The organism is Streptomyces sp. R41 (assembly GCF_041053055.1).
Classification (GTDB): domain Bacteria; phylum Actinomycetota; class Actinomycetes; order Streptomycetales; family Streptomycetaceae; genus Streptomyces.
In genome coordinates, this window is record NZ_CP163443.1 from 317,516 (window position 1) to 341,794 (window position 24,279).

Genomic DNA, 24,279 nt, shown 5'->3' on the forward strand with positions numbered 1-24,279 from the left:
CGCGGGCGACAGAGGCTCGGTAGCGTCCAGCAGGCATTCACCCCCCGGTCACCCCGGGCATGCCGGTCACTGCGGGACACAAGCAGTGACCTCAGTGAAACCGCCGAGGTGGAATTCGGCAGCCCTGTCGTGGTGACCATTCGCACGCTTTGCGCATCCGCCACGGCCGCGGTCGCAGGAAGTGCGAGCGCTCTCGGGTCGAGGAGCAGATCGGTGATGGCCCACACGCACGAGTCAAGCAGGCCCGGGCCACACCGCGACGGCATGAACCAGGACGCTGTGGTCAACCGTCGTGGAGTGTGGTCAACTCGCAGCCGTGGACACCGTTTTGGCCAGCGTCGTAGCCGTTGCAGGCACACTGATTGGCTCACTGAGCACCTATCTGTTCCAGCGGCGCACTGTCGAGCGCGCGGAGGTCATGGCCCGTGAGGAACGCCTGCGGCAGGAGCGTCTGGCCGCGTACGGCGGATACGCGGGCGCGGTCACAGAACTCAAGCGCGGGGTCATCACTTTGTGGTTCCGCCGAAGGCGATCACCTCGCGACGAGGATGCGTACAGGGCTGCGCAGCTGGAGAGCGACCGATTGGGAGCGGCCGCCGAAGCTGCCGCCTTCCGTCTCCACCTTGTGGCGGACGAACCGGTACTGCGTCAGTTGATGGACGCCGTGTCTGCCAAGATCAGCGAGATCCGTCAGGCTGAGGATCGGCAAAGGCTCATCGCACTCGAAGCCGAGTTCGAACAGGCGGTGCGCGCGTTCCTCGACGCGGCCGCCCGGCGAATCCAGTGACCACGTGCCCGGATCGGACTGCACGCGACCGTCGGCCCCACGCTCCCCGTCGTCCTCGCCGGCCACCTACCCGGCCGACGGGACGAGACCGGACTCACCCTCTTCAAATCCACCGGCCACGCAGCGCTGAACGTCGCCGCCGCACATGTCGCCCACACCGTCGCCGGTGCCGGCGGTTGGGGCACACGCATCGGGTCGTGACCGGCTCAGGAAGGCTCAGGGGCCCTAGAAAGGTGTCAGGGTGAGGCCGATCGCCGTGGGCGCGGTGTCCTGGATGTAGGAGGCGAAGTCGGCGACGTCGTCGAAGGCGAAGCCGTAGGCCTTGCCGTCCTCGGTCGCCGCGTGGATCGCCTTGGAGTAGTGGTTGGTGAGCTCGGCCTTGTAGAAGTCGCCTGCGCTGGTGGCCGGTTGGGCAGGGTTGCTGAGCAGTGTGGAGCGGTTGAAGCCGGCGCCGAGAACCGCGGCGACGGGGCCGGTGGTGCCGTCGTTGGGCGCGGCGAGGTTGCCGTCGCAGAAGAGGACGTCACGGGAGGAGGGCTTGCCGAAGGAGACCGAGGCAGGGCCGTCGAACGTGAACTTGTCGGCGCGCACCCGGCCGGTGAAGGTGCCGGCGTTGGTGGTGACGGTGAGGTCCTTGCCGGTGTACGTGCTCCACACCTCGTCGATGTACGGGGCGAAGTAGTCCTTGGCGAACAGGCCTGCGTCCAGTCCGTGCCCAGGGGCGATGACGCGCACGTCCTCCACCACCAGCGGCGCGAAGCCCTCGATCTGCCGTACGGCGGCGAAGGCGGCGGCACGTCCGCCGTCGCGCAGGGTGCCCGTGGTCTGCTCCTTCGCCCCGTTCAGCCGGATGCTCATCGGCACGCTGAACATGTCGACCATCGTCGTGTTGCAGAACATGCCGGCCGCGCTGTAGGTGAACTCGGCACAGTCGTGCAGCACGGCGAAGTTGGGATCCGAGGTGACCCAGCCGGCCGGATACTGCAGAGCCGCGTTGCCGTTACCGTCCGCCACGGCCTTGAACTTCAGCTTCTCGCCGAGCGACACGTAGATACGACCTGACATGTACGGCAGGGAGAGCTGGGTCTCGCCGCTGCCGGACAACGGGAGGGCGTAGTCGGTGAAGCCGTCCGCGCCGTTGTCCGAGAGGGATATGGGCGCCGGGGTGCCGTCCTGGGTGACGCGGACCTGCTTCCCGTCCTGGTTACCCACGATGTAGACGTGCACCGACGCGTTGCCGAACGAACCGCTGTTGTTGACGATCGTCAGGGGCAGCGAGCCAGCCGCCGCCTTGGTCGACCCTTCGGTCGTTCCGGCAAGGGCGTACGGCGCGACGGCGGCGACGGCCGGAGCGGCGACGGCCGCGCCGCCCAGAGCGATGAACAGCTTGCGGCGGGTGAGGTTGCGCTGGTGACGAGGTGTCATGTGCGGTGTGCTCCTTGGTGCTTGTGCCTCTGCGAGGCAGTGGGGGGATGAGGAGAAGAACGCGGAGCGGTGACCATCGGCATCGAAGGCAACGTTGTCGGTAACCCTTTGCGCAGTAGTCGATGCCTCGCACGCTTGAGAGCGCTCTCTCGCGAGCGACGGGCGCCGCCGATGGGCCCCGATGCTACGCACGAACCACTCCGCGGCCAACCGGTCGGCGAGATCGTCAAATCCCCCTGGCCTGGGGTTATTTGAGGTAACTCGGACGGAGGAAGATTGCTTAAGGCATGCTTAACCCGCAATTAAGACTGATCGCCCAGCGTCAGGGACAAGCGCTGCGCCGTGCTCGATGTGGACGTGAATTCACGGCAGTTGACCACGGCGCGCATGACCTGCGTTGCCGCCCGGATGAGGTCCAGCCGTGGCGGCCGGTTCGTGCCGACGACGAGGCGGGCCTCCATCCAGGTCGTGGTCGCGCTGACGTCGGTACGAACGGTGCGTTGTCCAGTGAGCCAGCGCGTCGTGTCGCTGACGCCGGTGCCGCGCAGGACGGGGACGCTGTCGACATCGGCGCTCAGGCTGCCGTCTCCGTGCAGCGTCCAGCGGGCTCCACGGAGAGGGTCGACCAGGTCCTGGGCTTGAGCCTTGGATCCGGACAGCACTTCGACGGATGTGACGCTCAGGGTGCGGAGGGTGCGCGGTCCGTCCGCAGGGGGTGGCGCCGAACCACCGGACGCCGTCGGAAGGCCGCCGCGCGTGAAGGAAGGGAGCCCTGGTGGACGCGTCGGATCAGCCGGTGCGGAACGGCTGGGGCACGCCGTCGACGTACCGTCGGCCCCGTCGCCGCCCTCGCTCGGTCCCCCCGTGGACGCCGTGGCGCGCCCGTCCCCGGCGTCGGCGAAGACGTCCCCGGTCGGGCGGGACGCAAGAGGCAGAAGTCCGACGAGCAGGACAACCGCGGGGAAAAGGACGGCTGTCGTGTACACCCTCGACGAGAGGGAGAAGGCCGGTGCCCGCCGGCCTCCGGCCGAGGATCGGACAGTGGCCGCCAGGGGCCAGACGAGGACGACGGCGAGTGTCGCCCACCATGCGGGGTCCGTTGTGAGCGTGTCGTGGGCCAATGCGAGGACTTCCCTGGTGGCTCGATCCCGCGACGCGCCCAGAAGCACGTACGCGGGCACCGCGCCCAGCATGGCCAGCAGTAGCTGGGCGAGCAGAGCCACCGGCCACAGCAGCGTCAACAGGAGCTGTGCCCCGCCGGTTTCCCCACGAGTCGCGAACCAGATCCGTACCCCTACGGGAGGGTGGTAGAGCCGGGCCAGGCCTCCGTGATCCCCCTCTGCCAGGCGACGCAGCGCGCGTACGAGGGTGTCGGGCCCCGCCGCCTCGGCAGCCCACCGGTCCGCCCCCAGTTCCGCCGCCCAGAGCGCGGCCACCACCAGGAGCAGTACTTTCGGCACGCTGCACAGGACCAGGACGACCTCGGCGAGCGTCAGCCGGGCGGTCGCATTGCCCGTGACGAACAACAGGGTGACGGGCAGGACGACGAAGCCCGCGAGCACATACGGCCAGACGCGGACAAGGGCGGTGAAGGGGCTGCCGAGCCCGGCGACATGCTGTTCGCCGCGGCGCAGATGCCCGAGCTCGTGCAGGAGGACCGCGCGGGCCGCCTCCACGTCCGTCTCCCACAGGTGGACGAGCGGCGCGAACACGCCGACCCTGATGCCGCGCCAACTGCTCGGGTAGACGCGGGCGGAGAGTCCGGATTGGGTGCTGAGGCGCAGTCGGGTGCCCGGCGCGTGCTCATTCAGGAACGCCGTCATCCGGTCGTGGAAGTGAGGTTGAGAGACTTCGCCGGGTGCCGGCGGTGGCCCTGCCGCCGGGGCCATCAACGGATGGTCGGGCGGAAGCAGTCCGTAGCGCCGCTCGACGAAGTGGCAGCGCATCCGCGGGGCGAAGATCGCGAGGACGGCTGCCAGCAGGAAGAAGAGGGGCAGGAACTGCACCAGACTGAACATCGCGGTGACGAACCGGCCCAGGCGCGCTCCGTCGAATTGCTCCAGCCCCGAACCCACCCAGAAGGCGTGCCCGATGAGCGAGGGGACCTGCACGATGAACAGGAGCAGCATCAGCCACAGCCACGGAGGCGGACTCCATGAGCGGGCCGGCAAAGAGGTCGGGGATCCGCTCATGGCGTCGTGCGGCGGTGTCCGCCGTGTCGGCGCGGTGGGTGGGAGCGTCCGGTCGGCGGTTTGCTCATCCGTGGCTCGTTCCGTCCGAACCCGGCGACGGTCGGGGGCCCGTCGTGCGCGGCCGTCCGACGCGGGACAGCAGGCCCGACGCGGCGGCAGCTAACCGGTGCAGTCCTGTCCGCCGGGGCTGAGCCCCGCGCACGGCCGGCTGTGGCGGCTCCTCGGCAACGAGGGCGTCGAGGAACGCGGCCACCTCGGCCGGATCGTCGTGGGCCAGCAACTGGGCGGTCACCCGGGCGGCCAACTTGTCGGCCTCGGACGGCTCGATCCCCCGGGCTCGAAGCCGTCCGCTCATCTGCAGGGCGGCTCGCATGACCTCCGTCGTGGGCGCGGACGATGGGCGGGTGTCGTCCGTGGTGGGATCCGGGTCAGGACTGTGCATCTGACCGGTCCGGCCCGGAGCATCCCCGCTCGCGTCCGGATCCGCGCCGTCGCCCCCGTCGGCGTGTCGTGGCAGGACCGGGTCCCTTCCGTCCACAGCGTGTCGTGGCGACGCCGGGTCGCTTCCCTCCAGAGCGTGTCGTGACGATTCGGAACGCTGCGCCCGCAGTCCGAGCAACAAGCCGGCGGCGGACAGCATGTTGCTCAACTCCGGGCTCGCCAACGCCGACTTGATGGCCTCGGCGGCGTAGGCCAGTCCGTCCAGCACCGCGGGCAGGACAGAGACCGTCCCGCCGCCCATTCCGCCGGGTGCGTGTCCGCGCGAGGAGAAGAGGTTCCGGCGGGTGGTGCCACCCGCGGCGTAGGCCCGAGTGGTCTGAGCGGCCAGCGCTGTCTCACCGGGCGCGGCCCACGCGGCGATCCGTAGGCTCCAGCGGTCAAGTCGGTCGGTCGTCGTCATCCGGCCTCCCCGCGTCCGGTCTGCCTGTGTCGGGTGTGCCTGTGTGCGGTGTGCCTGTGTCCGGTCTTCCACGTCCGCCGCCTCACGAGGCGGTCCCTTGGAATTCGAAGCGGAACTCGATCAGGCTGTCGGTGCTGGTGCCCTCTGCCGTCAGGGATGCCGTGGAGCCGTCGAGTTGTCCCGCGAAGGTCGTACCGGAGGCCAGTGCGTGCGGATAGCCTCCGGGCAATTCGCCGAGGTCGGATCGACAGGCCACGACAGGGCTCGGCCAGTTGAGCAAATTGAGGGCCACGGCCTCCTGGACGTGCGGGTCGGTCAGCCGGGCGTCCAGTTCGCCGTCGGACCAGCCCACATCCCAGTACGTCAGCAGCAGGTGCGGATCACGGGGGTTGCCCGCCAGGTCCTGGCCGGAGGTCGTACTGACCGCCGAGGACCAGAACGACACAGCACCGGCCTGGGACGGGTCACCCGCAGCGAACAGCAGGGAGAATGGGTTGTCCTCGGTCTCGTCCCCGCCGGTCCGCGGCCGGCTCAGGTTGAGCGTGCTCGCCAGGGAGTAGGTCTGGCTGTCGGCCAGGCGGCGGGAGCCGTCGGCGTTGCAGAAGTCGTAGATGTCGACGGAGACGTCGGCGGTACCGCTGTACGCCTTGCCCCACAGCGCCGACGCGTCCGACGCGCCGTCGGACAACGGTTCGTCCTCCGGAGACTCCGTGACCGGGTCGTCGGTCCGGGTCGTCGGTACGTCGGTGACCGAGGGCGTCGGTTCGGGCGGCGAGGTGGACGCCGTCGGACTGGACGCCAGGGCGCTGGGAGGAGCCGACGACGCGCCGGCATTTGTCGAACCTCCGTCCCCACACCCCGTAAGCGTGGCGCATATGAGTCCCAGGCAGACCGCTGCGATCAGGCGAGTCCGAGCGATTCCGGGCAGCCCTCGTACCCCCGTCATGACGGACATGACATCCCCTCCCCCACACCTGGTGGCTCCCCCACGAGCCCCCAGGACAGGGGACGTTACGCTTCGAGGTCGTTCAATTACGCCACACAAATCCTTCGTTACCGTTTCGTGCCCGCGGGCGGCGAGGGGGCGCCCGACGGGGCTGATGCACCATGGGCGGGCCGGGCGCAATGGCCGGTTTCCAGCGACCTGGGGGTGTGTGGCGATGAGCGGAGACCGGGGCCGTGTCCTGGTCGTCGACGACGACGCGGCGATACGGCGCTCGCTGGAACGCGGGCTGCGGCTCGGCGGGTTCACCGTGGACCTCGCCGACGGCGGCCGCCCGGCGCTGGCCGTGATCAGACGGACGCCACCGGACGCGATCGTGCTGGACATCTCCATGCCGGACCTCAGCGGCATCGACGTGTGCCGGACGCTGCGCGGCGAGAACAACGACGTACCCGTCCTGATGCTCTCCGCGCTCGACGAGACCACCGACCGGATCGCGGGGCTGCAGGCCGGCGGCGACGACTATCTGGTCAAGCCCTTCGCCCTGCAGGAGTTGGTGCTGCGCCTGCAGGCCCTGCTCCGGCGCCGACCGCCGCGGGACACCGACACCGTACGAGTGGGCGGACTGCTGCTGGATCCCGCGGCCCGCCGGGTGAGCCTCGACGGGAACCCCGTGGAACTGACGCGACGCGAGTTCGAGCTTCTGCACGTGCTCGCGCGCAACGCCGGCCTCGTGCTCAGCCGCGACCAACTCCTCGACCGGGTCTGGGGGTACGACTTCGAGGTGCGCACCGACGCGGTGGACACGTTCGTGAGCTATCTGCGGCGCAAGCTGGAGGCATCGGGCCGCGCCCGCATCGTCCACACCGTACGAGGAGTGGGCTTCGTACTGCGGGACGACGGTGCGGGGGCCGGGCGATGAGACTGTCCACTCGGATCGCCCTGGCTGTCGGGGCCACCGTGCCCGTACTGGTCCTGGCCACCGGCTGGCTGCTGTTGCGGCTGGTCGCGACGGATCTGCACGACGAGCAGGACACTCACCTGCGCGAACGCGCCACAGCGGTGGCCAAGGACGCGCGCGGGCTGCTGCGCGCGAGCGCCGCCGACCGTTCGGCGGCGGTGGAACAGGCCCGGGAGCGGCGGCTGTTCACCTCCGCCCTGGACGTGGGCGTACGGCTGATCGGTCCCGAGGAGACCTTCGTCGGCGGCCCGCAACCCGACGAAGGTGTGGCGCTGCCGAAGAGCGCGGCGGTCCCGGTGACGTTGCGGGCCGACGGCCGGAGCTGGCGGGTTCTGTCGACGCGGGTGACCGGATCGCGGCCCGGCGTACGCGGCACGCTATGGCTGTTCGCGCCGGACACGGCCGGTGAGTCCCAACTGCGCCTGGTCCGCAGGCGGGTGGTGACCGTCGCGCTGCTCGCCGCGCCGCTGTCCGCACTGCTCGCCGGGGCCGTCGCCACCCGCGCGAGCCGTCCGCTGCGCCGCCTGCGGGACCGTGCGAGCGGCCTGGACCCACGTAGCAACACGGCCCGGCTGGAGCACGTTGCGACGCGGATCGCCGAGGTCGACGACTTGGCGCATACCCTGCAGACCGTCCTGACCCGCTACGACGAACAGGCCGCCAGAACCGCCGAGGCGCTCGCCACGGCCCGTTCCTTCGCCTCGGCCGCCTCGCACGAACTGCGCACTCCGCTGATGAGCATGCAGACCAATCTAGAGATCCTCACCGAACATCCGGAGCTTCCCGGGCCCGACCGCGACGAAGTGCTGGGCGACCTGCGCCGCGAGCACGCCCGACTGCTGGGGCTGCTGGTGATGCTGCGCGAACTCGGTCGCGGCGACCTGGTCGAGGCGGATGCCTTCGGCCGGGTGGACCTCGCGGACGTCGTCGAGGCGAGCGCGCAGGAACAGCGGCGACACCATCCGCTCGCCCGGATCTCCATCGACTGCGCGGTGGGACTGCGCGTCCACGGCTGGGAGCCCGGGCTGCGCGTGGTCGTGGACAACCTTCTCGCGAACGCGCTCGTGCACGGCTGCGAGGACGGTCGGCCCGCGCAGGTCGAGATCACGCTGCGCGCGAGCGGCGGCTCCGCGGTCCTCGTCGTCGACGACCGGGGACCGGGCATCCGGCCCGACCAACGCTCTGAGGTCTTCCAACGCTTCAAGCGCCGACCGGACAGCCCGGGTTCTGGCCTCGGGCTCACCCTCGTCGCCCAGCAGATCGACCTGCACCGGGGCCGGATCCGCATACTGAACCCGCCGACAGGGCCGGGCACCCGGATCGAGGTCACCCTGCCGCTGATCAACGGCTCGGCGGGCGCGGAGGCCACGCTTCCCCTCCAGCGCAACTGGATGATCACGACCGCGGGCCGGCCACAAGAATTCCACAGAGAGGACTCCTAGCTTTCCGGGCGTGAGGGCAACCGCCCGTGAACGCAGAGGAGTTCGCCATGCCAAGGACCAGGACAACCGTCGTCTCGCTGGTCGCCGTCGGCACGCTGTTCGGTGCGGCAGGCGCCGCGACGGCCGACGACCCGCAGCCCACGCCATCGGGCGCCCCCACGGGGGACGGCGCGCCCGCGCTGTGCAAGCGCGCGCCGAAGATCGACCACCGCATCCACCGCATCCTCGACCGGCTGCAGGCGGACGCGTCACAGCGTGGCTCCATCGCCCGCCTGGAACAGCGCGTGGCCCATGCCAAGTCCGCCGGACACACGGAGATCGAGACCTATCTGAACGGCCGGCTCACCTTCCGACGATCCCTCGTACCCACCCTGGAGGCGCGCCAAAAGGATCTGGCCGACGTGGAGAAGTGGTGCGAGGCACACGACAACGGAGCCGACAAGTGATCCGCGCGCGCCACGCGGGAGTGGCCGCCGGCGCCGCCGTGCTGCTCCTTTTGACAGCATGCGGCAGCCACGGCGACAACACGCAGAGCCCTGCGCCTGCCTCCTCCACGGATCTCACGCATCTGCAGAAACTGGTCGAGGACGCCGAGTCGGCGGCGAGTTCCGCGGAGTCCGACATGGCACGGGAGTGACGCACAGGGTTGTGGCTGGCCGACCGCCGCCCACGAGTGAGTGCGCCCCACCCGCCACTGACAGCGGGCCCGGGCAGCACAGGTGATCGACACACTTATTACGTACACGCCTTTCTCCGACCGATCCAGATTCTCAGCGAGCCGTGGGTGCCGCCGGGAACCGGCGCCCCTCTCGGCCGGCGCCAGGGCGCCGTATCAGCGCAGCCGGTCATCTCTCCGTGCCTGACGCGCTGCACTGCATGGTGGTCGTCGACAGGGTCGACTGCGATCATGCGGGCGCGGTCTACGACGCCTTCGCCGCGTACCGCGCGCTGCGGACGTTCCGCGAGATCGGCGACACATCGCCGCTGCACGCCACGGCCACAGGGCAGGCGATCCTCACCCATCTGACCGCCACGGAGGCCGGCAGACGTGCGGCGGCACGGCACAGGACCGTCCTCCCTGTGCCCGATCGGACGAGGACCGGGCACAGGGGCGGCCCGCGCGGTGCGAGGTGCGACGGCGGGGCGGCGCCGGCAGGGCATGACCGCCGCCCCGCCCGTCATCGCACCGGCACAGCGAGGTACTTGTAATCCAGGAACTCCTCGATCCCGACACTGCCGCCCTCACGTCCGAGCCCGGACTGCTTGACGCCGCCGAACGGCGCGGCGGGGTTGGACACCAGCCCTGTGTTGAGGCCGACCATGCCGACCTCCAGCCGCTCGCTGACCCGCAGCGCACGGTCGAGGCTCTCGGTGAAGACATAACCGACGAGGCCCCACGGAGTGTCGTTCGCCGCGCGGATCACCTCGTCCTCGTCGTCGAAGGTGAGGATCGCCGCCACCGGCCCGAAGATCTCGGTCTCCATCAGCCGACTGCCCGGGTCCACACCGGCCAGCACGGTCGGCGGATAGAAACAGCCGGGCCCGCTCGGCGCGGCGCCGCCGACCAGCACCCGGGCACCTCGTCGGACGGCGTCGGCGACCAGTTCCTCAACCTTGGCGCGCCCCGCGTCGTCGATCAGCGGGCCCACGTCCACGCCCTCCTGTGTGCCGGGGCCGACGACGAGCGCCCCCATGCGTCCTGCGAGCCGCTGCGCGAACTCGTCCGCCACGGAGCGGTGTACGAAGAAGCGGTTGGCGGCCGTGCACGCCTCGCCCATGTTGCGCATCTTGGCGGTCATCGCTCCGTCCACGGCAGCCTCGAGGCCGGCGTCGTCGAAGACGATGAACGGGGCGTTGCCGCCCAGTTCCATCGAGGTGCGTACGACGGTGTCAGCGCACTGGGCGAGCAGAATCCGCCCGACCTGCGTGGAGCCGGTGAAGGACAGCTTGCGGATGCGGCCGCCCCGCAGCAGCGGTTCGACGATCTCACCGGCACGTGAGGTGGTGACAACGTTGAGCACGCCGTCCGGCAGCCCGGACTCCTTCAGGATGCCGGCCAGGGCGAGGCTGGACAGCGGGGTCTGCGGGGCGGGCTTGAGCACCATCGTGCACCCGGCCGCGATCGCCGGGCCGATCTTGCGGGTGCCCATGGCCAGCGGGAAGTTCCACGGGGTGATCAGCAGGCAGGGCCCGACGGGTCGGCGCATCAGCAGCATGCGGTTGCGGCCGTCGGGCAGCGTGCCGTAGCCGCCGTCGATGCGTACGGCCTCCTCGGAGAACCAGCGGAAGAATTCGGCCGCGTACGCCACCTCCCCCCTGGCTTCGGCGAGCGGCTTGCCCATCTCGGACGTCATGAGGAGGGCGAGGTCGTCGGTGCGATCGAGGATGATCTCGTACGCGCGGCGCAGGATTTCGCTGCGAGCCCGGGGCGCCGTACGGGCCCACTCCTCCTGCGCGTGAACAGCCGCGTCCTCGGCCAGCCGGGCGTCCTTCGTGCCCGCGTCGGCGACGTGGCAGAGGATCTCGCCGGTCGCGGGGTCGTCCACGGGCATGGTGGCACCGTCTGCGGCGTCCACCCAGGCGCCACCGATGAACAACTGCTTCGGTACGTCCGTCATGAGGTTCCTCCTGGTTGATCGGCGGCTGGGTCGAGCAGTTCCGCGAGATGGAGGGCACGGACGCCGCGGCCACCGGCGAGGTGGTCGACCTGCGTGGCGCAGCTGAAGCCGTCGGCCACGACGACTGCCCGTTGCCCGTCCGGGAGTTCGTCGGGGCGTGGCTTCAGGGCCAGCTCGGCGACGGCCATCGAGGTGTCGTGTGCCGCTCCTCGAAACCGAAGTTCCGGTCCCGGCGATACGGGCCACCAGACCCGCCAGGTCGCCGGTGGCGTCCGTCATCGGCCGGACGCCCCGGCAGTACCCGCCTGCACCGCCGCCGCCCACGCCTGGAGCCCCGCGTCGACCTCCGCCTCGTCGATCACCAGTGCCGGGATCATCCGCACGACCTGGTTCCAGGCCCCGCACAGCAGCAGGAGCAGGCCCTCGTCCACGGCGGCGCGCTGCACGCGGGCGGCGGTCTCGGGGTCGGGGCTGCCGTCCTCGGTGACGAACTCGGAGGCGAGCATCAGCCCGAGACCCCGTACGTCTCCGATGGCCGGCGTCCGGTTGGCCACCGCCTCCAGGCCGGCGCGCAGCCTGGCGCCCATCGCCTCGGCGTTCCCCACGAGCTTCTCGTCGCGCACGACGTCGAGCGTGGCGCAGGCCGCGGCGCACGCCACGGCGTTGGCGCCGTACGTACCGCCCTGCGAGCCCGGCCAGGCCTTGCTCATCAGTTCCTCTGAGGCGGCGATGCCCGACAGGGGGAAGCCGCTGGCCAGGCCCTTGGCGGTGACGAGGATGTTCGGGGTGACGCCGAAGTGGTCGTGGCCCCAGAAGCGGCCGGTGCGGCCGACGCCGGTCTGCACCTCGTCGAGGATCAGCAGGAAGCCGTGGCGGTCGGCCCGTTCGCGCAGTCCCTCGAGGAAGGCGCGGGTGGCAGGCACGTAGCCGCCCTCGCCAAGCACCGGCTCGACGACGACCGCGGCGGTGTCGGCGGGCGAGGAGATGGTCTGGAGGGTGTAGTCGAGTTCCTGGAGGGCGAAGCGGGTGGCGGTCTCCTCGTCCCAGCCGTAGCGGAAGGCCGTCGGGAAGGGGGTGACGACCACTCCGCTCATCAGCGGGGAGAAGCCGGACCGGAAGCGCGTGCCGGAGGTGGTCATGGAGGCGGCGGCGACGGTACGGCCGTGGAAGCCGCCGTGGCAGACCAGGACGTTCGGCCGGCCGGTGGCCTGCCGGGCCAGCCGCAGCGCGGCTTCGACGGCCTCGCTGCCGGAGTTGGTGAAGAACAGACTGTCCAGTCCGGCCGGCAGCACCTCGCCCAGCCTGTCGACCAGCCGCCGCAACGGCTGGTGCATGACTGTCGTGTACTGGCCGTGGACAAGCGTGCCCACTTGCTCCTGCGCGGCGGCCACGACCTCGGGGTGGCAGTGCCCGGTGCTGGTGACGCCGATCCCGGCGGTGAAGTCCAGGTAGCGTCGGCCGTCCTCGCCGTAGAGGTGGACGCCCTCGCCCCGGACCGCCACCACGGGCGTGGCCTGGCGAAGGTGCGGCGACAGTGCGGTCATGATCGTCTCCCGGCCGTACGTTGTGGTCTGCTCCGGCATCCCGAGCATCTCGGCCGCCCTGGACGCGGGCAACGCGTGATGTGTCCGGCGGAGACCCGGTGTTCGGACGTTGTGTCAACCGCCCCGGTCGGCGAAGCGCCGCCGGGGCCGCACGGCCAGCCGTTGGACCGCTCTTGCGCAGGTCAACGTCACTTGTCACAGTGTCCGGGCACGCAGGGAGGCACTATGAGTGACAACGACGGAACGTCCCGGCCGCCTGACACGGGCGCCCTCGACTCCCCCACGACAGGCCGCCCACCCACCGTCGCCGACGTCCTGGCCCTCCCCGTTCTGGCCGCGGGACAGCCGCAGGTCGTCACCGGCGTGACCCACCTCGACCGGCCGGTCCGCTGGGTCCACATCACCGAGCTGACGGACCCCGCTTCCTTCCTCAAGGGCGGCGAACTCGTCCTGACGACCGGCATGCCCCTGCCCGAGGACGCGGCGGGCGTGCGCCGGTACGTCGACGAACTCGCGGACATCGGAGCCGCAGCCCTGGTCATCGAACTCGTGCGGCGCTATCACCGCCCGCCCGACCCGCTCGTCCACGCCTGCCGGGCCCGCGACCTGCCGCTCATCACCCTGGCCAAGGACGTCAACTTCCTGGAGGTCACCCAGGTCGTCCACGCACTTATCCTCGGCAGCCAGGCGGACGCGATGCGCAGGACGCAGCGCATCCACGAGGCGTTCACCGCCCTGACGCTCCGCGGCGCGGGCCCCAAGGACGTGGTGCGCGCCGCGGCGGAGATGAGCGGCCACACTCTCGTCCTGGAGAACCTGGTGCACCAGGCGCTGATCTGCGAACCCTCCGCCAGCACGCTGGAGGAGGCGCTCACCGGCTGGGAACAGCGCTCCAGGAAGACCCCGTCCCGCGATCACACGGAGGTGTGCGGACCCGAGGGCTGGCTCGTGGCACCGGTGGAGTACCAGGGCGAACGATGGGGCCGCGTGACCATGCTGCCGGCCCCGTCCGGCGCGTCCGTCTCCGAGGCTTCCACCACTTTCGGACCCGAGGACGTCACCGTACTCGAGAGGACGGCGATGGCCCTGACCATCGCCCGCCTGATCCACTCCACGCCGTGGGAACGCACCGCGCACCGAAGTGCCTTGCGGGATCTCGCCGAGCAACGTCACCGCTCCCCCGAGGACGCCCGCGCCCGCTGCGCCGCCCTGGGCCTGCCCACTGAGGGCAGCGACTTCGTCGCCCTACTGGTGGACGTCCGCTCGGAGAACGCCCGCGCCGAGCCGGAGATCCGACTGTCCCAGGAACTCCGCACGGCAGGCATCCCAGCACTCGTCGGCCAATTGGCCCCCGGCCGCCTCGGCATCCTGTTGGCCCTGCGTTCCTCCCAGCCCTGGCGGCCCACGGTCGAGCGGCTGAGTGATACTGCGCTGGGCCTGGTCCCCGGGGCGGTGGTGAGCGTCGGTTCCGAGGTCACGGACCTGGCCGACACCGCCCGTTCCTTCCGCGAGGCGGCCCGCGTGGCCGAGGCGGCGGTGCCCGGCGAGCCACTTCCCGAGGGCCGGTCCTTTTACGAGCTGTCCGACATCGGTCTGCGCCGACTGCTGTACGCGCTCCGCGAGGACACTCGCGTCCAGGACTACGCCGAACGACAGCTCGGCCGCCTCCTCGACCACGACACCCGACACGGCACGGATCTCCTGACGACGTTGCGCCACTACCTGGACGTGGCAGGCAACAAGACCACCGCCGCGCGCCGTGGCAATCTTTCCCGGGAGACCGTCTACCAGCGCCTGCGGACCATCGAGCGCCTCCTCGCGTGCGACCTCGAATCCGGTGAACAGCGCACCGAACTGCACGTGGCGGTCACCGCACTGGACGTCCTGCGAGCCGCTGACTCATCGTGACCGGCGCGACTCCCTCCCCTCGGTTGGGAAGGCGACCGCGCGCCGTGAGTCTGCCGATCCCGCCGTACGTCCACCCGGCCGAGGATCCGGGCGCCTGGCACCGCCTGATCGCGGCAGCCACCCGTGCGTACGCTGCTTCCTCGACCGGGTGACCGCGACCTCGGCCGAACTGCCCGCCCGCAGACGGCCGGTGGGGACCGTCCGTCGGCTCGGCGCCGCGCCCGTCGTGCTCAACCCGGACGTCCACCCGCGCCGGGTTACGCCCGCGTCGCCGACCTGGCCGTCACCTTCGAGGGCCACTGGTCCACCTACGTGTGGGCGTTCAGCAGACCGGCCTGGTCCACGCGGCGCCCGCCCGAGCGGTTCCGCCACCTCGTCCACGGCGTGCCCGAGGCGCTCGTCCCGCCGGCCGTCCGCACCGCACGCGATCGTGGCGCGGCGGTCGCCGGGCCGGTGACGGGCGAACTCCACAATGCCTGGGCGCGGTTGACGCCCGCGTTGAGCGAGGGGATTCGCAAAACGCCTTGATCGACCCTGGCGGTCGGCGCCACGCAAGCCGGACACTGGTGCCGCCATGGGCCCACGGGGGGAGGCGGCATGACCGAGCCGACAGCCGCGTCGGGGCGACGCACGGAGCTGGACGCGATCCGCACCCTGGTCGTCATCGGACTCGTCTTCTTCCATTCGGCGTTGGTCTTCGCCACGGACAGCGACTTCTACGTCAAGAACCGCGACACCACCGACACGATCCTGGTCATCGGCGGTTTCGGGGTGGTCTGGGCGATGCCGATGCTGTTCTTCGTCGCGGGCCTCGGCTCCTGGTACTCGCTGCGCCGCCGCGGTCCTCGCGGCTTCGCCCGGGAAAGGCTGTTGCGGCTCGGCGTACCTCTGCTGTTCGCGACGGCGGTGCTGCTGCCGGTCCCGCAATGGCTGCGCGAACGGGCCTCGCACCCCGGCTACGACGAGTCGTATCTCCGTTTCCTGCCGCGCTTCTTCGACGTACATCTGGACCTGTCCGAGTTCCCCTTCGTCGTTCAGGGCGAATACTTCGAGACAGGGCATCTGTGGTTCGTGGTGCTGCTGCTCACGTTCTCCCTGTTGCTCGCGCTGACGGCGCCGTGGGTTCCAGCCGTGTACGTGCGGCGGATCCGCGACGGTGTGGCCCGTGCGTGCGAGCGGCGGGGCGTGGTGCTGCTCGCGGCGCTGCCGGTTGCCGTGATGTGCGCGCTGCTCGGCCTCGAGGAGAACTACGCGGCCTGGCATCGGTGGACGTATCTGCTGTTCTTCGTGTACGGATTCGTGCTGGCCGGCGACGAACGGCTGCGGGCGGCGATGCGTCGTGACGCGGTGGTGGCGGCCGTGCTCGGTCCGCTCCTCTTCGCCGCCAGTGCGCCCGGCCTCATGGCCGACGGCGACCCTTTCATGGACTGGACCGGTCCCGCGGTGCTGGCGCGGACGCTGTACGGAGCGGCGGGCTGGTGCTGGATCGTGGGCATCGTCGGCCTGCTCGACCGGCGACCGCGGCCTGCGCCGGCACCCGACGAAGGGCGCGGGGGCAAGGCCGATGTCGGCCGGCGTCGGCGGTTGTTCGGCTATCTGGCCGTCGGGGCGCTGCCGTTGTACGTGCTGCACCAGCCGATCGTCGTGGCGGTGGCGTACGGCGTGGTCGGTACGGATGCCTCGATCCCGGTCAAATACGCGCTGATCGTGGCGGCTTCGCTCTGTCTGACCCTGGCCGCCTACGACCTGCTCGTGCGGCGCACACCAGTGACGCGTTTCCTGTTCGGGATGCGCCCGGGCGCGCCCCGGCCCGTCCCCGGTCGCCATGACTAATGGCATGTCTCGGTCAAATCTGTCAGGCTTCCCGCACCCAGCCGCCTCCGGCGCACCCCAGCCGTCCGGGCGGCTATCGAGCAGGCCGGAATCCCGGCCGCCGTAAAGGAGTTTCGCGTGAGACCAACCCCCCGCAAGGCCCTCGCCGCGAGCGTCCTCGTCCTCGCCGCGTCGGCCGGTGTCTCTCTCCCCGTCGCCCCTGCCGCAGCCACGCCACACGCGGCATCCCGGGCCGCCGCCTGCACCCCGGCGCAGGTCGTCACCAACGGTGGCTTCGAGAGCGGCACTTCGCCCTGGAACCAGTCGTCGACCAGCGTGATCACCAACCGCTCCGGGCAGAGCGCCCACGGCGGCACCAGCTTCGCCTGGCTTAACGGCGTCGGCAGCACGCACACCGACACCCTCGCGCAGAGCGTCACTATCCCGTCCGGATGCGGCAGCGCCACCCTCACCTTCTGGCTGCACATCGACACCACCGAGACGACCTCGTCCACCGCGTACGACAAGCTGACGGCGAAGATCGGCAGTACGACGCTGGCGACGTACTCGAACCTGAACAAGGCCACCGGCTATGTGCAGAAGTCGTTCGACGTGTCGGCGTTCGTGGGTCAGACCGTGAACCTCGCCTTCACCGGCACCGAGGACTCCAGCCTCCAGACGAGCTTCGTTCTCGACGACGTCGCCCTCAACACCTCCGGCGACACCACCCCGCCGGCCGATTCCACGCGCACCCCGGCCGCACCCTCGTACACCGTCAATCTGAGCAGCAACACCAGCGGCACCGTCTGGACCGGTCATGAGAGCGCGGTCTTCACCAACGCCTCCTCCACCGCGCTCAGCGAGGTGTACCTGAGGCTGTGGGACAACTACCACGGCACCTGCTCGTCCATGCCGATCACGGTCAGCAACGTCACAGGCGGCTCCGCGGGCGCGCTCTCGGTCGACTGCACGGCCCTCAAAATCACGCTGCCGACACCCCTGCCACAGGGACAGACGGCCACGATCGGCTTCGACCTGGGGATCACCGTCCCCAGCGGCGCCGACCGTTTCGGCCACGACGGGGCCTTCAGCTTCATCGGCAACGCCCTGCCCCTCCTCGCGGTCAAGGACGCGGCGGGCTGGCACCTGGACCCGTACACCAACAACGGCGAGTCGTTCTACTCCCTGGCCGCCGACTTCAAGGTGACCCTCGACCACCCGAGCACCCTGCTGGTGCCGGCCACCGGCGCCTCGGTCGACACCCCCGGCTCCAGCGGACGCACGGTCACCACGGCCACCGCCTCCAAGGTCCGTGACTTCGCCTGGGCGGCCGGCCCCTTCACCAAGATCTCCGGCACCTCGACGGCCGGAACCCCGGTGAACGTCTACTCCGTCTCCGGCATCAGCTCGTCCGATGCGCAGTCGATGCTCACCACGGCCAAGACCGCCGTGGACGCCCACGCGTCGCGGTTCGGCGCCTATCCGTACGGCGAGTTGGACGCGGTGATCGACAACAACTTCTGGTTCGGCGGCATGGAGTACCCGGGGTTCGTCCTCGACCTGGTCAGCACCACAGCGCTCACCCATGAGATCGGACACCAGTGGTGGTACGGGATTGTCGGCGACGACGAGTACAACAACCCCTGGCTCGATGAGGCGTTCACCGACTACGCCACCGATCTGGCGCTCAGCAAGACCGGCACCAACTGCTGGAACAGCGTCTCGTGGGCCTCGACGGCCGAGAAGATCACCAATTCGATGGCCTATTGGGACGCCCACTCCTCCCGGTACTCCACCGTCGTCTACGGATACGGCAAGTGCGCCCTGCACGATCTGCGCCGCGTCCTCGGCGACAGTGTCATGGCCAAGCTCCTGAAGGACTACGCCACTTCGCACTGGTACGGCGTCTCGACCACGGCCGAGTTCAAGGCCGCCGCCCAGGCCGTCACGACCACGGACCTGACCTCGTTCTGGACCCAGCACCGCATCGACGGATGACATCGCCCGGTTCGCCGCGGCCGACGCCCTTCGGCGTCACCCGCGGCGAACCGGAAGCGCCCCAAGGGATCGTCCCGCTCGACGTCTAAGCCAGAGCTTCAACGTGTGGCGGTGGCAACACCTTGATGAATGTAGCCCTCAAGTCCCCAGTTCTCGGAGGTGCGGGCGGTGTGGGTAGTGCTGGAAGGTCGCCCTCGATGAGACCGAGGTGGAGGACTGCCTCTGGCCCCTGTGCTTCGACTGCGGTGTCTGCCCGCAGATGGATATGGCCATACAAATCGGCCCGACTGGCAAGAAGTTGTCGCCTTTGATGGTCAAGAACGCTGGTCCGACGCCCGCATCGCCACACCCATTGACGTGAGCGGAGCACTCGATGGGGTGATGGAGGCCCTGGCGGGGGCGAGCGAGGGCGAGGCGGTCTTCGCACTGGTTGCGGCTGGCGATTCCCGCTCTCGCCCGTCTGCGCCGGAGGTGTCCTCCTGACACCGTTGCCCAACACTGGAAACGCTGCGGGGATCGTCTCCGGGATCGAGTGGGTCTGAGGGCCGTCCGGAGTCACCATGCGGCCGAGAGCAATTGAGCCCCCTTCCTTGATTGGGAGGAGGCTCGCTGGTGCCCAGACTCGGTAGTCGCAAGACGTCGCTCAGGCGAGGCGGCACCGCGCACCCGCGGCCGCGTTCGCGGCCGCTTCGGCGATGCCGGCATCGAGCCTGTCGCGGGTTGCGACCAGAGCGCTGATCTGCCGGTCGATACGATCTCTTTCCGCCGCGAGCCGCTCGAGCAGCGGCGGCGTCACCATGCCGGTCGCGAGGTACGGCAGGATTTCCGCGATCGACTTGCTCGGCAGCCCCGCCTGGTACATCTCCTGGATCAGATAGACGTGCCTGACCGCGCCGTCCGGGTAGTGCCGCTGCCCACCCGGGCTGCGCTCGGAGGCAAGCAGGTTCTGCTCCTCGTAGTAGCGCAGGGCTCGCACGCTGACCCCTGCCTTCGCGGCGAGTTCGCCGATGCGCATCGATGCCTCCTGTGTGACCCGGGCCACAGAACTTGCCTCTGACGTCAACGTCAGGTTTTAGCGTAGCCCGCGAACGGCTTGACCAACTTCCGAGGCAAGAGAGAACCCCGTGACCAGCATTTTCGACAGCTACCAGCTCGGAAACCTCACGCTTCCTAACCGCATCGTCATGTCACCGATGACCCGGAACCGGGCCACGTCGGACGGCTTGGCGACGCCGTCGATGGCGACGTACTACGCCCAGCGCGCCACCGCAGGTCTGATCGTCACCGAGTCCACCCAGCCCAGCCTGCAAGGACAGTCGGCCCCCTGCACCCCCGGACTCCACAACGACGAGCAGATCGCCGCATGGCGGACCGTGAACGCCGCCGTACATGCCAACGGCGGGAGGATCTTCGCCCAACTGCTGCACGCGGGACGGGTCAGCCACCCCGAGATCGCTGGCCGGCATCCTGTCGCGCCCTCCGCGATCGCCCTGAGCGCCGACGTGTTCACCGGCCCCAAGGGGCTTCTTCCCGCACCCGTCCCCCGCGCCCTTTCGGTGCAGGACGTCAGGGACCAGGTACAGGCGTTCGCCGACGCGGCGCGCCGCGCGATCGACGCGGGCTTCGACGGTGTCGAACTGCAGGGTGCGAGCGGCTACCTCATCCAGCAGTTCCTCTCCTCGAACGCCAACCAGCGCACCGACGCCTACGGTGGTTCCGTCACGGGCCGCATCCGCTTCGCCGTCGAGGTGGCCGAGGCTGTCGCCGACGTCATAGGCGCCGACCGCGTCGGCATCCGCGTCTCACCCGGAGGCCAGGTCTGGGAGATGGTCGAGGACGACGTTCCGCAGCTCTACTCGGCCCTGACCGACGCGCTCGCACCGATCGGTCTCGCCTACATCCACGTCATCGCCACCACCGAAGAGGATGTGCTCATCGCGCTGCGCAAGGCGTGGCCCACCATGTTCATCGTCAACCCGGGCGGCATGTTCGGTCCGCGCTCCACCGACCGGTCGTGGGCCGACCAGTGGCTCGCCAACGGCGCCGACCTGATCAGCTTCGGCCGCGCCTACATCGCCAATCCCGACCTGGTGGAGCGCCTGCGCATCGGCGCCCCGCTGAACGAGTCCGACCGCGACACCTGGTATGGCGGCGGCGACGCCGGTTACCTGGACTACGTCAGCCACCAGCACTGACCCATCGAGTCCAGGGCTTGACCGGCGCGGACTGTGGCTTGACGCCAGTGGAGTTCCCAGCCGGGACGCAGTGCTCGTGCGGTCCAGCCGTCTGTGCGTTCGGACGGGATATCGGCCCCGGCCGAGCAGGCAGCGCGGGCGACGTTGTGGGCTTCGCGTGCGGTTCGCAGTGCCTCGCGCATGGAGGCTGCGCAGCCTGTGAACACACGCCAGCCGCGTTGGTCAGGGCAGTCCGTGTTGCTTGTCGGAACGGTCACTTGAAAGTACTGGTCGGACATGGCGCATCGGTTTCCGTCGTCGTTGGTCGCGGTCGTTGTCCGCGCGAGGTTCGTGCGTTGGCGCGGCATGAGGGCGGGAGTCCCCTTTGGATCGCGGGCGGGCCAGAGGGAGATTCCTGCCAGGCGGGGTTCGGCCGTTGATCCGCCGGCGCGGGGATCAACGGCCGAACCCCGTGGTGCGGGAGGAGCGCGAGCGGCCAGGGTCCTGACCTGACGCGCGGGTCGGGGTGCCCCAGCCGGGCACTGCTTCTGTCCGGATTGAGCGGATCGTGCCGGGTGGCCGGTCGTCAGGGCACGGTGTAGCCGCCGTCGACGGGCAGTGCGATGCCGGTGACGAAGCTCGACTTGTCCGAGCAGAGCCAGACCACGGCGTCGGCGATCTCCTCTGCGCGGGCGATCCGCCCCAAGGGGTGGGCGGCGTCGAGCGACGTGCGCTGGTCCGCGTCCAGGGCCGCGATCATCGGGGTGTCCACCAGGCCGGGGCATACGGCGTTGATGCGGATGCCGTGGGGTGCGGCCTCAAGTGCCGAGCTCTTGGTCATGGCGATCTCGGCGGCCTTGGTGGCCGCGTAGCCGGAGTACCCGGGGACGCCGATCAGTCCGGCGCCGGAGGACATGTTCACGATCGCCCCGGAGCCCTGCGCCGTCATGTGCCGGAGTTCGTGTTTCATGGACAGGAACACACCGCGCACGTTGAGGGCGATCATCTGGTCGAGCATTTCGGTGGAGTAGTCCTTGGTGAGCTGGAACTCGCCGTCGTAGCCCGCGTTGTTCAGCGCGAGGTCCAGGCGGCCGGTGTCCGCGACAGCGGCCTGGACGGCCTTTTCCACTTGGGACTCGTCGGTGATGTCGGCCACCACGTAGCGGGCCAAGCCACCGGAAGCCTCGATCAGCCGGACGGTCTCTTTCAGGGTTGCTGCGGTGCGGCCGGCGACTGTCACCAGCGCTCCTTCGGCGGCCAGGGCCAGGGCGGACGCCCGTCCGATGCCGCTGCCGCCGCCGGTGACGAGCGCGGAGGTGCCTGCAAACTGCTGGATCATGTTTGTGATCTCTCTTGTTGCGGTGGGGGTGTTGTCTTTTACGGAGTGGTCGGTCAGGAGCGCCGCGGCACGGCGGTCACCTGCGGTCAAGGGCCTTGAGGGCGGGGGCACGGCGGCGCCTCGCACCGGAGGGAAGCGAAGTGCCGCCGATGGTCACGAGGTCGGTCCCGTTTAGCCGGTGACCGGTGGTGCAGTGGTGGCCATTGCTGGTGCCGCACCGGTCGGCGGCGCGAGTGGACGACCCGCCCGGCATGGCGTCAGGTCTGCGCTGTGCCCTGGACGATGACCTCGTTGACGTTGACGTCGGCCGGTTGAGCGATGGCGTAGGCGATGGCCTGAGCGATGGCGGAGGCGTCGATACCGACTGTTTCGAGTGCTGACCGCACCGCGCCCTGCAGCTGGTCGTCGCCGCCGGAGAGAGTGAGTTCTGTCTTGGTGAGGCCGGGGCTGACGACGGTGACGCGGATGTCGGCGGTCTCCTGACGCAGGCCGTCGGACACGGCGCGTACGGCGAACTTCGTCGCGCAGTACACGACGCCCGTCGGGTCCACGCGGTGCGCGGCAGTGGAGGCGACGTTGATGATCTGCCCGGACCGGCGCTCGCGCATGGAGGGGAGGACCGCCGCTATGCCGTGCAGCACGCCGCGCAGATTCACGTCGACCATCTGGTCCCATTCGTCGACGCGCAGCTCCTCCATGAAGGAGAGCGGCATCACGCCGGCGTTGTTGACCAGGACGTCGATGCGCCCGTGGCGCTCGAGCGCACTATCGGCGAAGGCCTTCACGCTGTCGCGGTCGGTGACGTCCAGCTGTGCGGACTCGGCGTGATGGCCTGCCTCGGTGAGCTCGGTGACAAGACGGTCCAGGCGGTCCGTGCGCCGGGCGCCGAGGACGACGTGGTGTCCGGCGGTGGCCAGGTGGCGGGCGGTGGCCTCGCCGATGCCGCTGGACGCGCCGGTCACCAGGATGATCTTGCGGTCGGGGGAAGAGGTGGGGTACTGCACAGTGATCTCCGAACGGGATAGGGATGTACGAGGTGGTGGGGTCCGCGGTCGGCTGCGCCTCCTTGTCGGTCGCGGATCCGCCGGGGGCGGTCGGGTGTGGCGCTTACGCGGTGAGCGCGGTCTGGGCCACGTGTCGATCGGCCGTTGTGCCGTGGTCCTGGCTTGTGATCCGGACCAGGCACGTCACCGGCGGCGCAAACGCTTGTCGAGGAGGGCCGGTGGCTGGGTGGCGAAATTGTCGGCGGCATTGACCTCGGTGCCGGGCGCGACGATCTCGTCGATCCGGTCGAGGATGTCGTCACTGAGTTTGGCGTCGGCACCGGCGAGCAGGCCGTCCAGCTGCTCGCGGGTCCGCGGCCCGATGAGCACCGATGTGACGGCCGGGTGGGTTCGCGCGAACGCCAGGGCCAGATGAGTCAGTGGCATGCCCGCGTCCTGTGCCACCTCGGCAAGCTCACGCACGGCCGTGACCTTGGCCTGGTTGGCGGGCTCGCTGAGATCGAATTGGCCTGCCGCGATACGGGCGCGGACCCGCGTGGTCGGGTCGGCGCCGGACAGCCAGCCGCTGGACAGGGGAGCGTAGGTCAGCACGCCCATGCCATATCGCTGAGCGGTGGGCAGAACGGCCTCCTCGATGGTCCGGCTGAGGATCGAGTACCGCGGCTGCTCGGTGAGGAAGCGTCGGTGACTGCCCCTCTCGGCGGCCCACTGTGCCTCCACGATGCGCTCGACGGGAAAGGTGGAAGAACCGATCGCCAGGACCTTGCCGGCGCGGACCAGGTCGGACAGGGCCGCCAGGGTCTCGTCCAGGTCGGTGTCGTAGTCGGGGCGGTGCATCTGATAGAGGTCGATGTAGTCGGTGTCCAGCCGGCGCAGGCTGTCCTCGACCGCGTGCTTGATCCACCGCGCGGAGCCGCCGGCGTGGTTGGCGTCCGCACTCATCGGAAGGGCGAACTTCGTCGCCAGCACCACCTGATCGCGACGGCCCTTGAGCGCCTTGCCGACGATCACCTCGGACTCGCCTTCGGAATACACGTCGGCGGTGTCGATGAAATTGATGCCGCCGTCCAGCGCCGCGTGGATGATGCCGACGGCGTCAGCGTGGTCGGCATTTCCGGAGCTGCCGAAATCACCGAAATTCATCGCCCCGAGAGCGAACTCGCTCACCGATATTCCGGTGGCACCGAGAATCCTGCGCTTCATGGGTGTTTCTCCCTTGCCTGTATCCGCC

At 69.8% G+C, this 24,279-nt stretch carries 21 protein-coding genes and 2 pseudogenes; 12 read left to right on the top strand and 11 right to left on the bottom strand.

Going from position 1 to position 24,279, the window contains the following annotated elements:
- Positions 1-316 precede the first annotated feature (316 nt).
- Complete coding sequence (locus AB5J53_RS01600) at positions 317-787, top strand: hypothetical protein (RefSeq protein WP_369243847.1); 471 nt, start codon at positions 317-319, stop codon at positions 785-787.
- A gap of 225 nt (positions 788-1,012) precedes the next feature.
- Here the strand turns inward: AB5J53_RS01600 and AB5J53_RS01605 are convergent, their stop codons facing one another.
- The 4 genes from AB5J53_RS01605 to AB5J53_RS01620 form a co-directional block, all read right to left on the bottom strand.
- Positions 1,013-2,212, bottom strand: a complete 1,200-nt coding sequence (locus tag AB5J53_RS01605) for a beta-1,3-glucanase family protein (protein ID WP_369243848.1) — start codon at positions 2,210-2,212, stop codon at positions 1,013-1,015.
- Between the two features lie 302 nt (positions 2,213-2,514).
- Positions 2,515-4,341 carry a M48 family metalloprotease gene (locus tag AB5J53_RS01610; protein ID WP_369243849.1) on the bottom strand — a complete coding sequence of 609 codons (1,827 nt, stop codon included), beginning with the start codon at positions 4,339-4,341 and terminating at the stop codon, positions 2,515-2,517.
- Between the two features lie 127 nt (positions 4,342-4,468).
- Positions 4,469-5,305 carry a hypothetical protein gene (locus AB5J53_RS01615; RefSeq protein WP_369243850.1) on the bottom strand — a complete coding sequence of 279 codons (837 nt, stop codon included), beginning with the start codon at positions 5,303-5,305 and terminating at the stop codon, positions 4,469-4,471.
- Between the two features lie 82 nt (positions 5,306-5,387).
- Positions 5,388-5,993: a hypothetical protein gene (locus AB5J53_RS01620; protein ID WP_369243851.1), complete on the bottom strand. Its 606-nt coding sequence runs from the start codon at positions 5,991-5,993 to the stop codon at positions 5,388-5,390.
- 472 nt (positions 5,994-6,465) lie between these two features.
- On the opposite strand from AB5J53_RS01620, the gene AB5J53_RS01625 reads away from it, so the two are divergent.
- From AB5J53_RS01625 to AB5J53_RS01645, 5 genes are all read left to right on the top strand, one after another.
- A complete protein-coding gene (locus AB5J53_RS01625; RefSeq protein ID WP_369243852.1) occupies positions 6,466-7,170 on the top strand; it encodes a response regulator transcription factor in 705 nt (234 codons plus the stop codon).
- A complete protein-coding gene (locus tag AB5J53_RS01630) occupies positions 7,167-8,651 on the top strand; it encodes a sensor histidine kinase (RefSeq protein WP_369243853.1) in 1,485 nt (494 codons plus the stop codon). The genes AB5J53_RS01625 and AB5J53_RS01630 overlap by 4 nt, the downstream gene beginning before the upstream one ends.
- Positions 8,652-8,698: 47 nt before the next feature.
- Positions 8,699-9,097 carry a hypothetical protein gene (locus AB5J53_RS01635; RefSeq protein ID WP_369243854.1) on the top strand — a complete coding sequence of 133 codons (399 nt, stop codon included), beginning with the start codon at positions 8,699-8,701 and terminating at the stop codon, positions 9,095-9,097.
- Positions 9,094-9,288, top strand: a complete 195-nt coding sequence (locus tag AB5J53_RS01640; protein ID WP_369243855.1) for a hypothetical protein — start codon at positions 9,094-9,096, stop codon at positions 9,286-9,288. The genes AB5J53_RS01635 and AB5J53_RS01640 overlap by 4 nt, the downstream gene beginning before the upstream one ends.
- Positions 9,289-9,506: 218 nt before the next feature.
- Positions 9,507-9,860, top strand: coding sequence for a hypothetical protein (locus tag AB5J53_RS01645; protein WP_369243856.1), 354 nt, complete (start codon positions 9,507-9,509; stop codon positions 9,858-9,860).
- Here the strand turns inward: AB5J53_RS01645 and AB5J53_RS01650 are convergent.
- The 3 genes from AB5J53_RS01650 to AB5J53_RS01660 all read right to left on the bottom strand — a co-directional run bounded on the left by AB5J53_RS01650 (position 9,830) and on the right by AB5J53_RS01660 (position 12,813).
- Entirely contained in the window at positions 9,830-11,269 is a 1,440-nt protein-coding gene (locus tag AB5J53_RS01650) for an NAD-dependent succinate-semialdehyde dehydrogenase (RefSeq protein WP_369243857.1), read from the bottom strand. The genes AB5J53_RS01645 and AB5J53_RS01650 overlap by 31 nt on opposite strands.
- Complete coding sequence (locus tag AB5J53_RS01655) at positions 11,266-11,457, bottom strand: hypothetical protein (RefSeq protein WP_369243858.1); 192 nt, start codon at positions 11,455-11,457, stop codon at positions 11,266-11,268. The genes AB5J53_RS01650 and AB5J53_RS01655 overlap by 4 nt, the downstream gene beginning before the upstream one ends.
- 87 nt (positions 11,458-11,544) lie before the next feature.
- Positions 11,545-12,813, bottom strand: a complete 1,269-nt coding sequence (locus tag AB5J53_RS01660; RefSeq protein WP_369243859.1) for an aspartate aminotransferase family protein — start codon at positions 12,811-12,813, stop codon at positions 11,545-11,547.
- 225 nt (positions 12,814-13,038) lie between these two features.
- Between AB5J53_RS01660 and AB5J53_RS01665 the strand changes: the two genes are divergently transcribed.
- The 5 genes and pseudogenes from AB5J53_RS01665 to AB5J53_RS01685 form a co-directional block, all read left to right on the top strand.
- On the top strand, positions 13,039-14,721 hold the full coding sequence (locus AB5J53_RS01665) for a PucR family transcriptional regulator (RefSeq protein ID WP_369243860.1): 1,683 nt from the start codon (positions 13,039-13,041) through the stop codon (positions 14,719-14,721).
- A 44-nt stretch (positions 14,722-14,765) separates the two neighbouring features.
- Positions 14,766-15,249 (top strand): annotated as a pseudogene (locus AB5J53_RS01670) (hypothetical protein).
- A 69-nt stretch (positions 15,250-15,318) separates the two neighbouring features.
- Entirely contained in the window at positions 15,319-16,554 is a 1,236-nt protein-coding gene (locus AB5J53_RS01675) for an acyltransferase family protein (protein WP_369243861.1), read from the top strand.
- A gap of 117 nt (positions 16,555-16,671) precedes the next feature.
- Positions 16,672-18,531: a M1 family aminopeptidase gene (locus tag AB5J53_RS01680; RefSeq protein ID WP_369243862.1), complete on the top strand. Its 1,860-nt coding sequence runs from the start codon at positions 16,672-16,674 to the stop codon at positions 18,529-18,531.
- Between the two features lie 181 nt (positions 18,532-18,712).
- Positions 18,713-18,892, top strand: a pseudogene (locus AB5J53_RS01685) (hypothetical protein); the annotation flags it as partial.
- Between the two features lie 282 nt (positions 18,893-19,174).
- Here AB5J53_RS01685 and AB5J53_RS01690 read toward each other — a convergent pair.
- Positions 19,175-19,546 carry a MerR family transcriptional regulator gene (locus AB5J53_RS01690; protein ID WP_369243863.1) on the bottom strand — a complete coding sequence of 124 codons (372 nt, stop codon included), beginning with the start codon at positions 19,544-19,546 and terminating at the stop codon, positions 19,175-19,177.
- Between the two features lie 109 nt (positions 19,547-19,655).
- On the opposite strand from AB5J53_RS01690, the gene AB5J53_RS01695 reads away from it, so the two are divergent.
- Positions 19,656-20,726, top strand: a complete 1,071-nt coding sequence (locus tag AB5J53_RS01695; RefSeq protein ID WP_369243864.1) for an alkene reductase — start codon at positions 19,656-19,658, stop codon at positions 20,724-20,726.
- Positions 20,727-21,291: 565 nt separating this feature from the next.
- On the opposite strand, the gene AB5J53_RS01700 is transcribed toward AB5J53_RS01695, so the two are convergent.
- The 3 genes from AB5J53_RS01700 to AB5J53_RS01710 all read right to left on the bottom strand — a co-directional run bounded on the left by AB5J53_RS01700 (position 21,292) and on the right by AB5J53_RS01710 (position 24,251).
- The gene (locus tag AB5J53_RS01700) at positions 21,292-22,044 is read right to left on the bottom strand and encodes a glucose 1-dehydrogenase (protein WP_369243865.1); all 753 of its coding nucleotides are present in this window, start codon (positions 22,042-22,044) and stop codon (positions 21,292-21,294) included.
- 257 nt (positions 22,045-22,301) lie between these two features.
- Positions 22,302-23,048 (bottom strand): SDR family oxidoreductase, encoded by a 747-nt coding sequence (locus AB5J53_RS01705; RefSeq protein ID WP_369243866.1) that lies wholly within the window; start codon positions 23,046-23,048, stop codon positions 22,302-22,304.
- Between the two features lie 183 nt (positions 23,049-23,231).
- Entirely contained in the window at positions 23,232-24,251 is a 1,020-nt protein-coding gene (locus tag AB5J53_RS01710) for an aldo/keto reductase (protein WP_369243867.1), read from the bottom strand.
- Between the last annotated feature and the right edge of the window lie 28 nt (positions 24,252-24,279).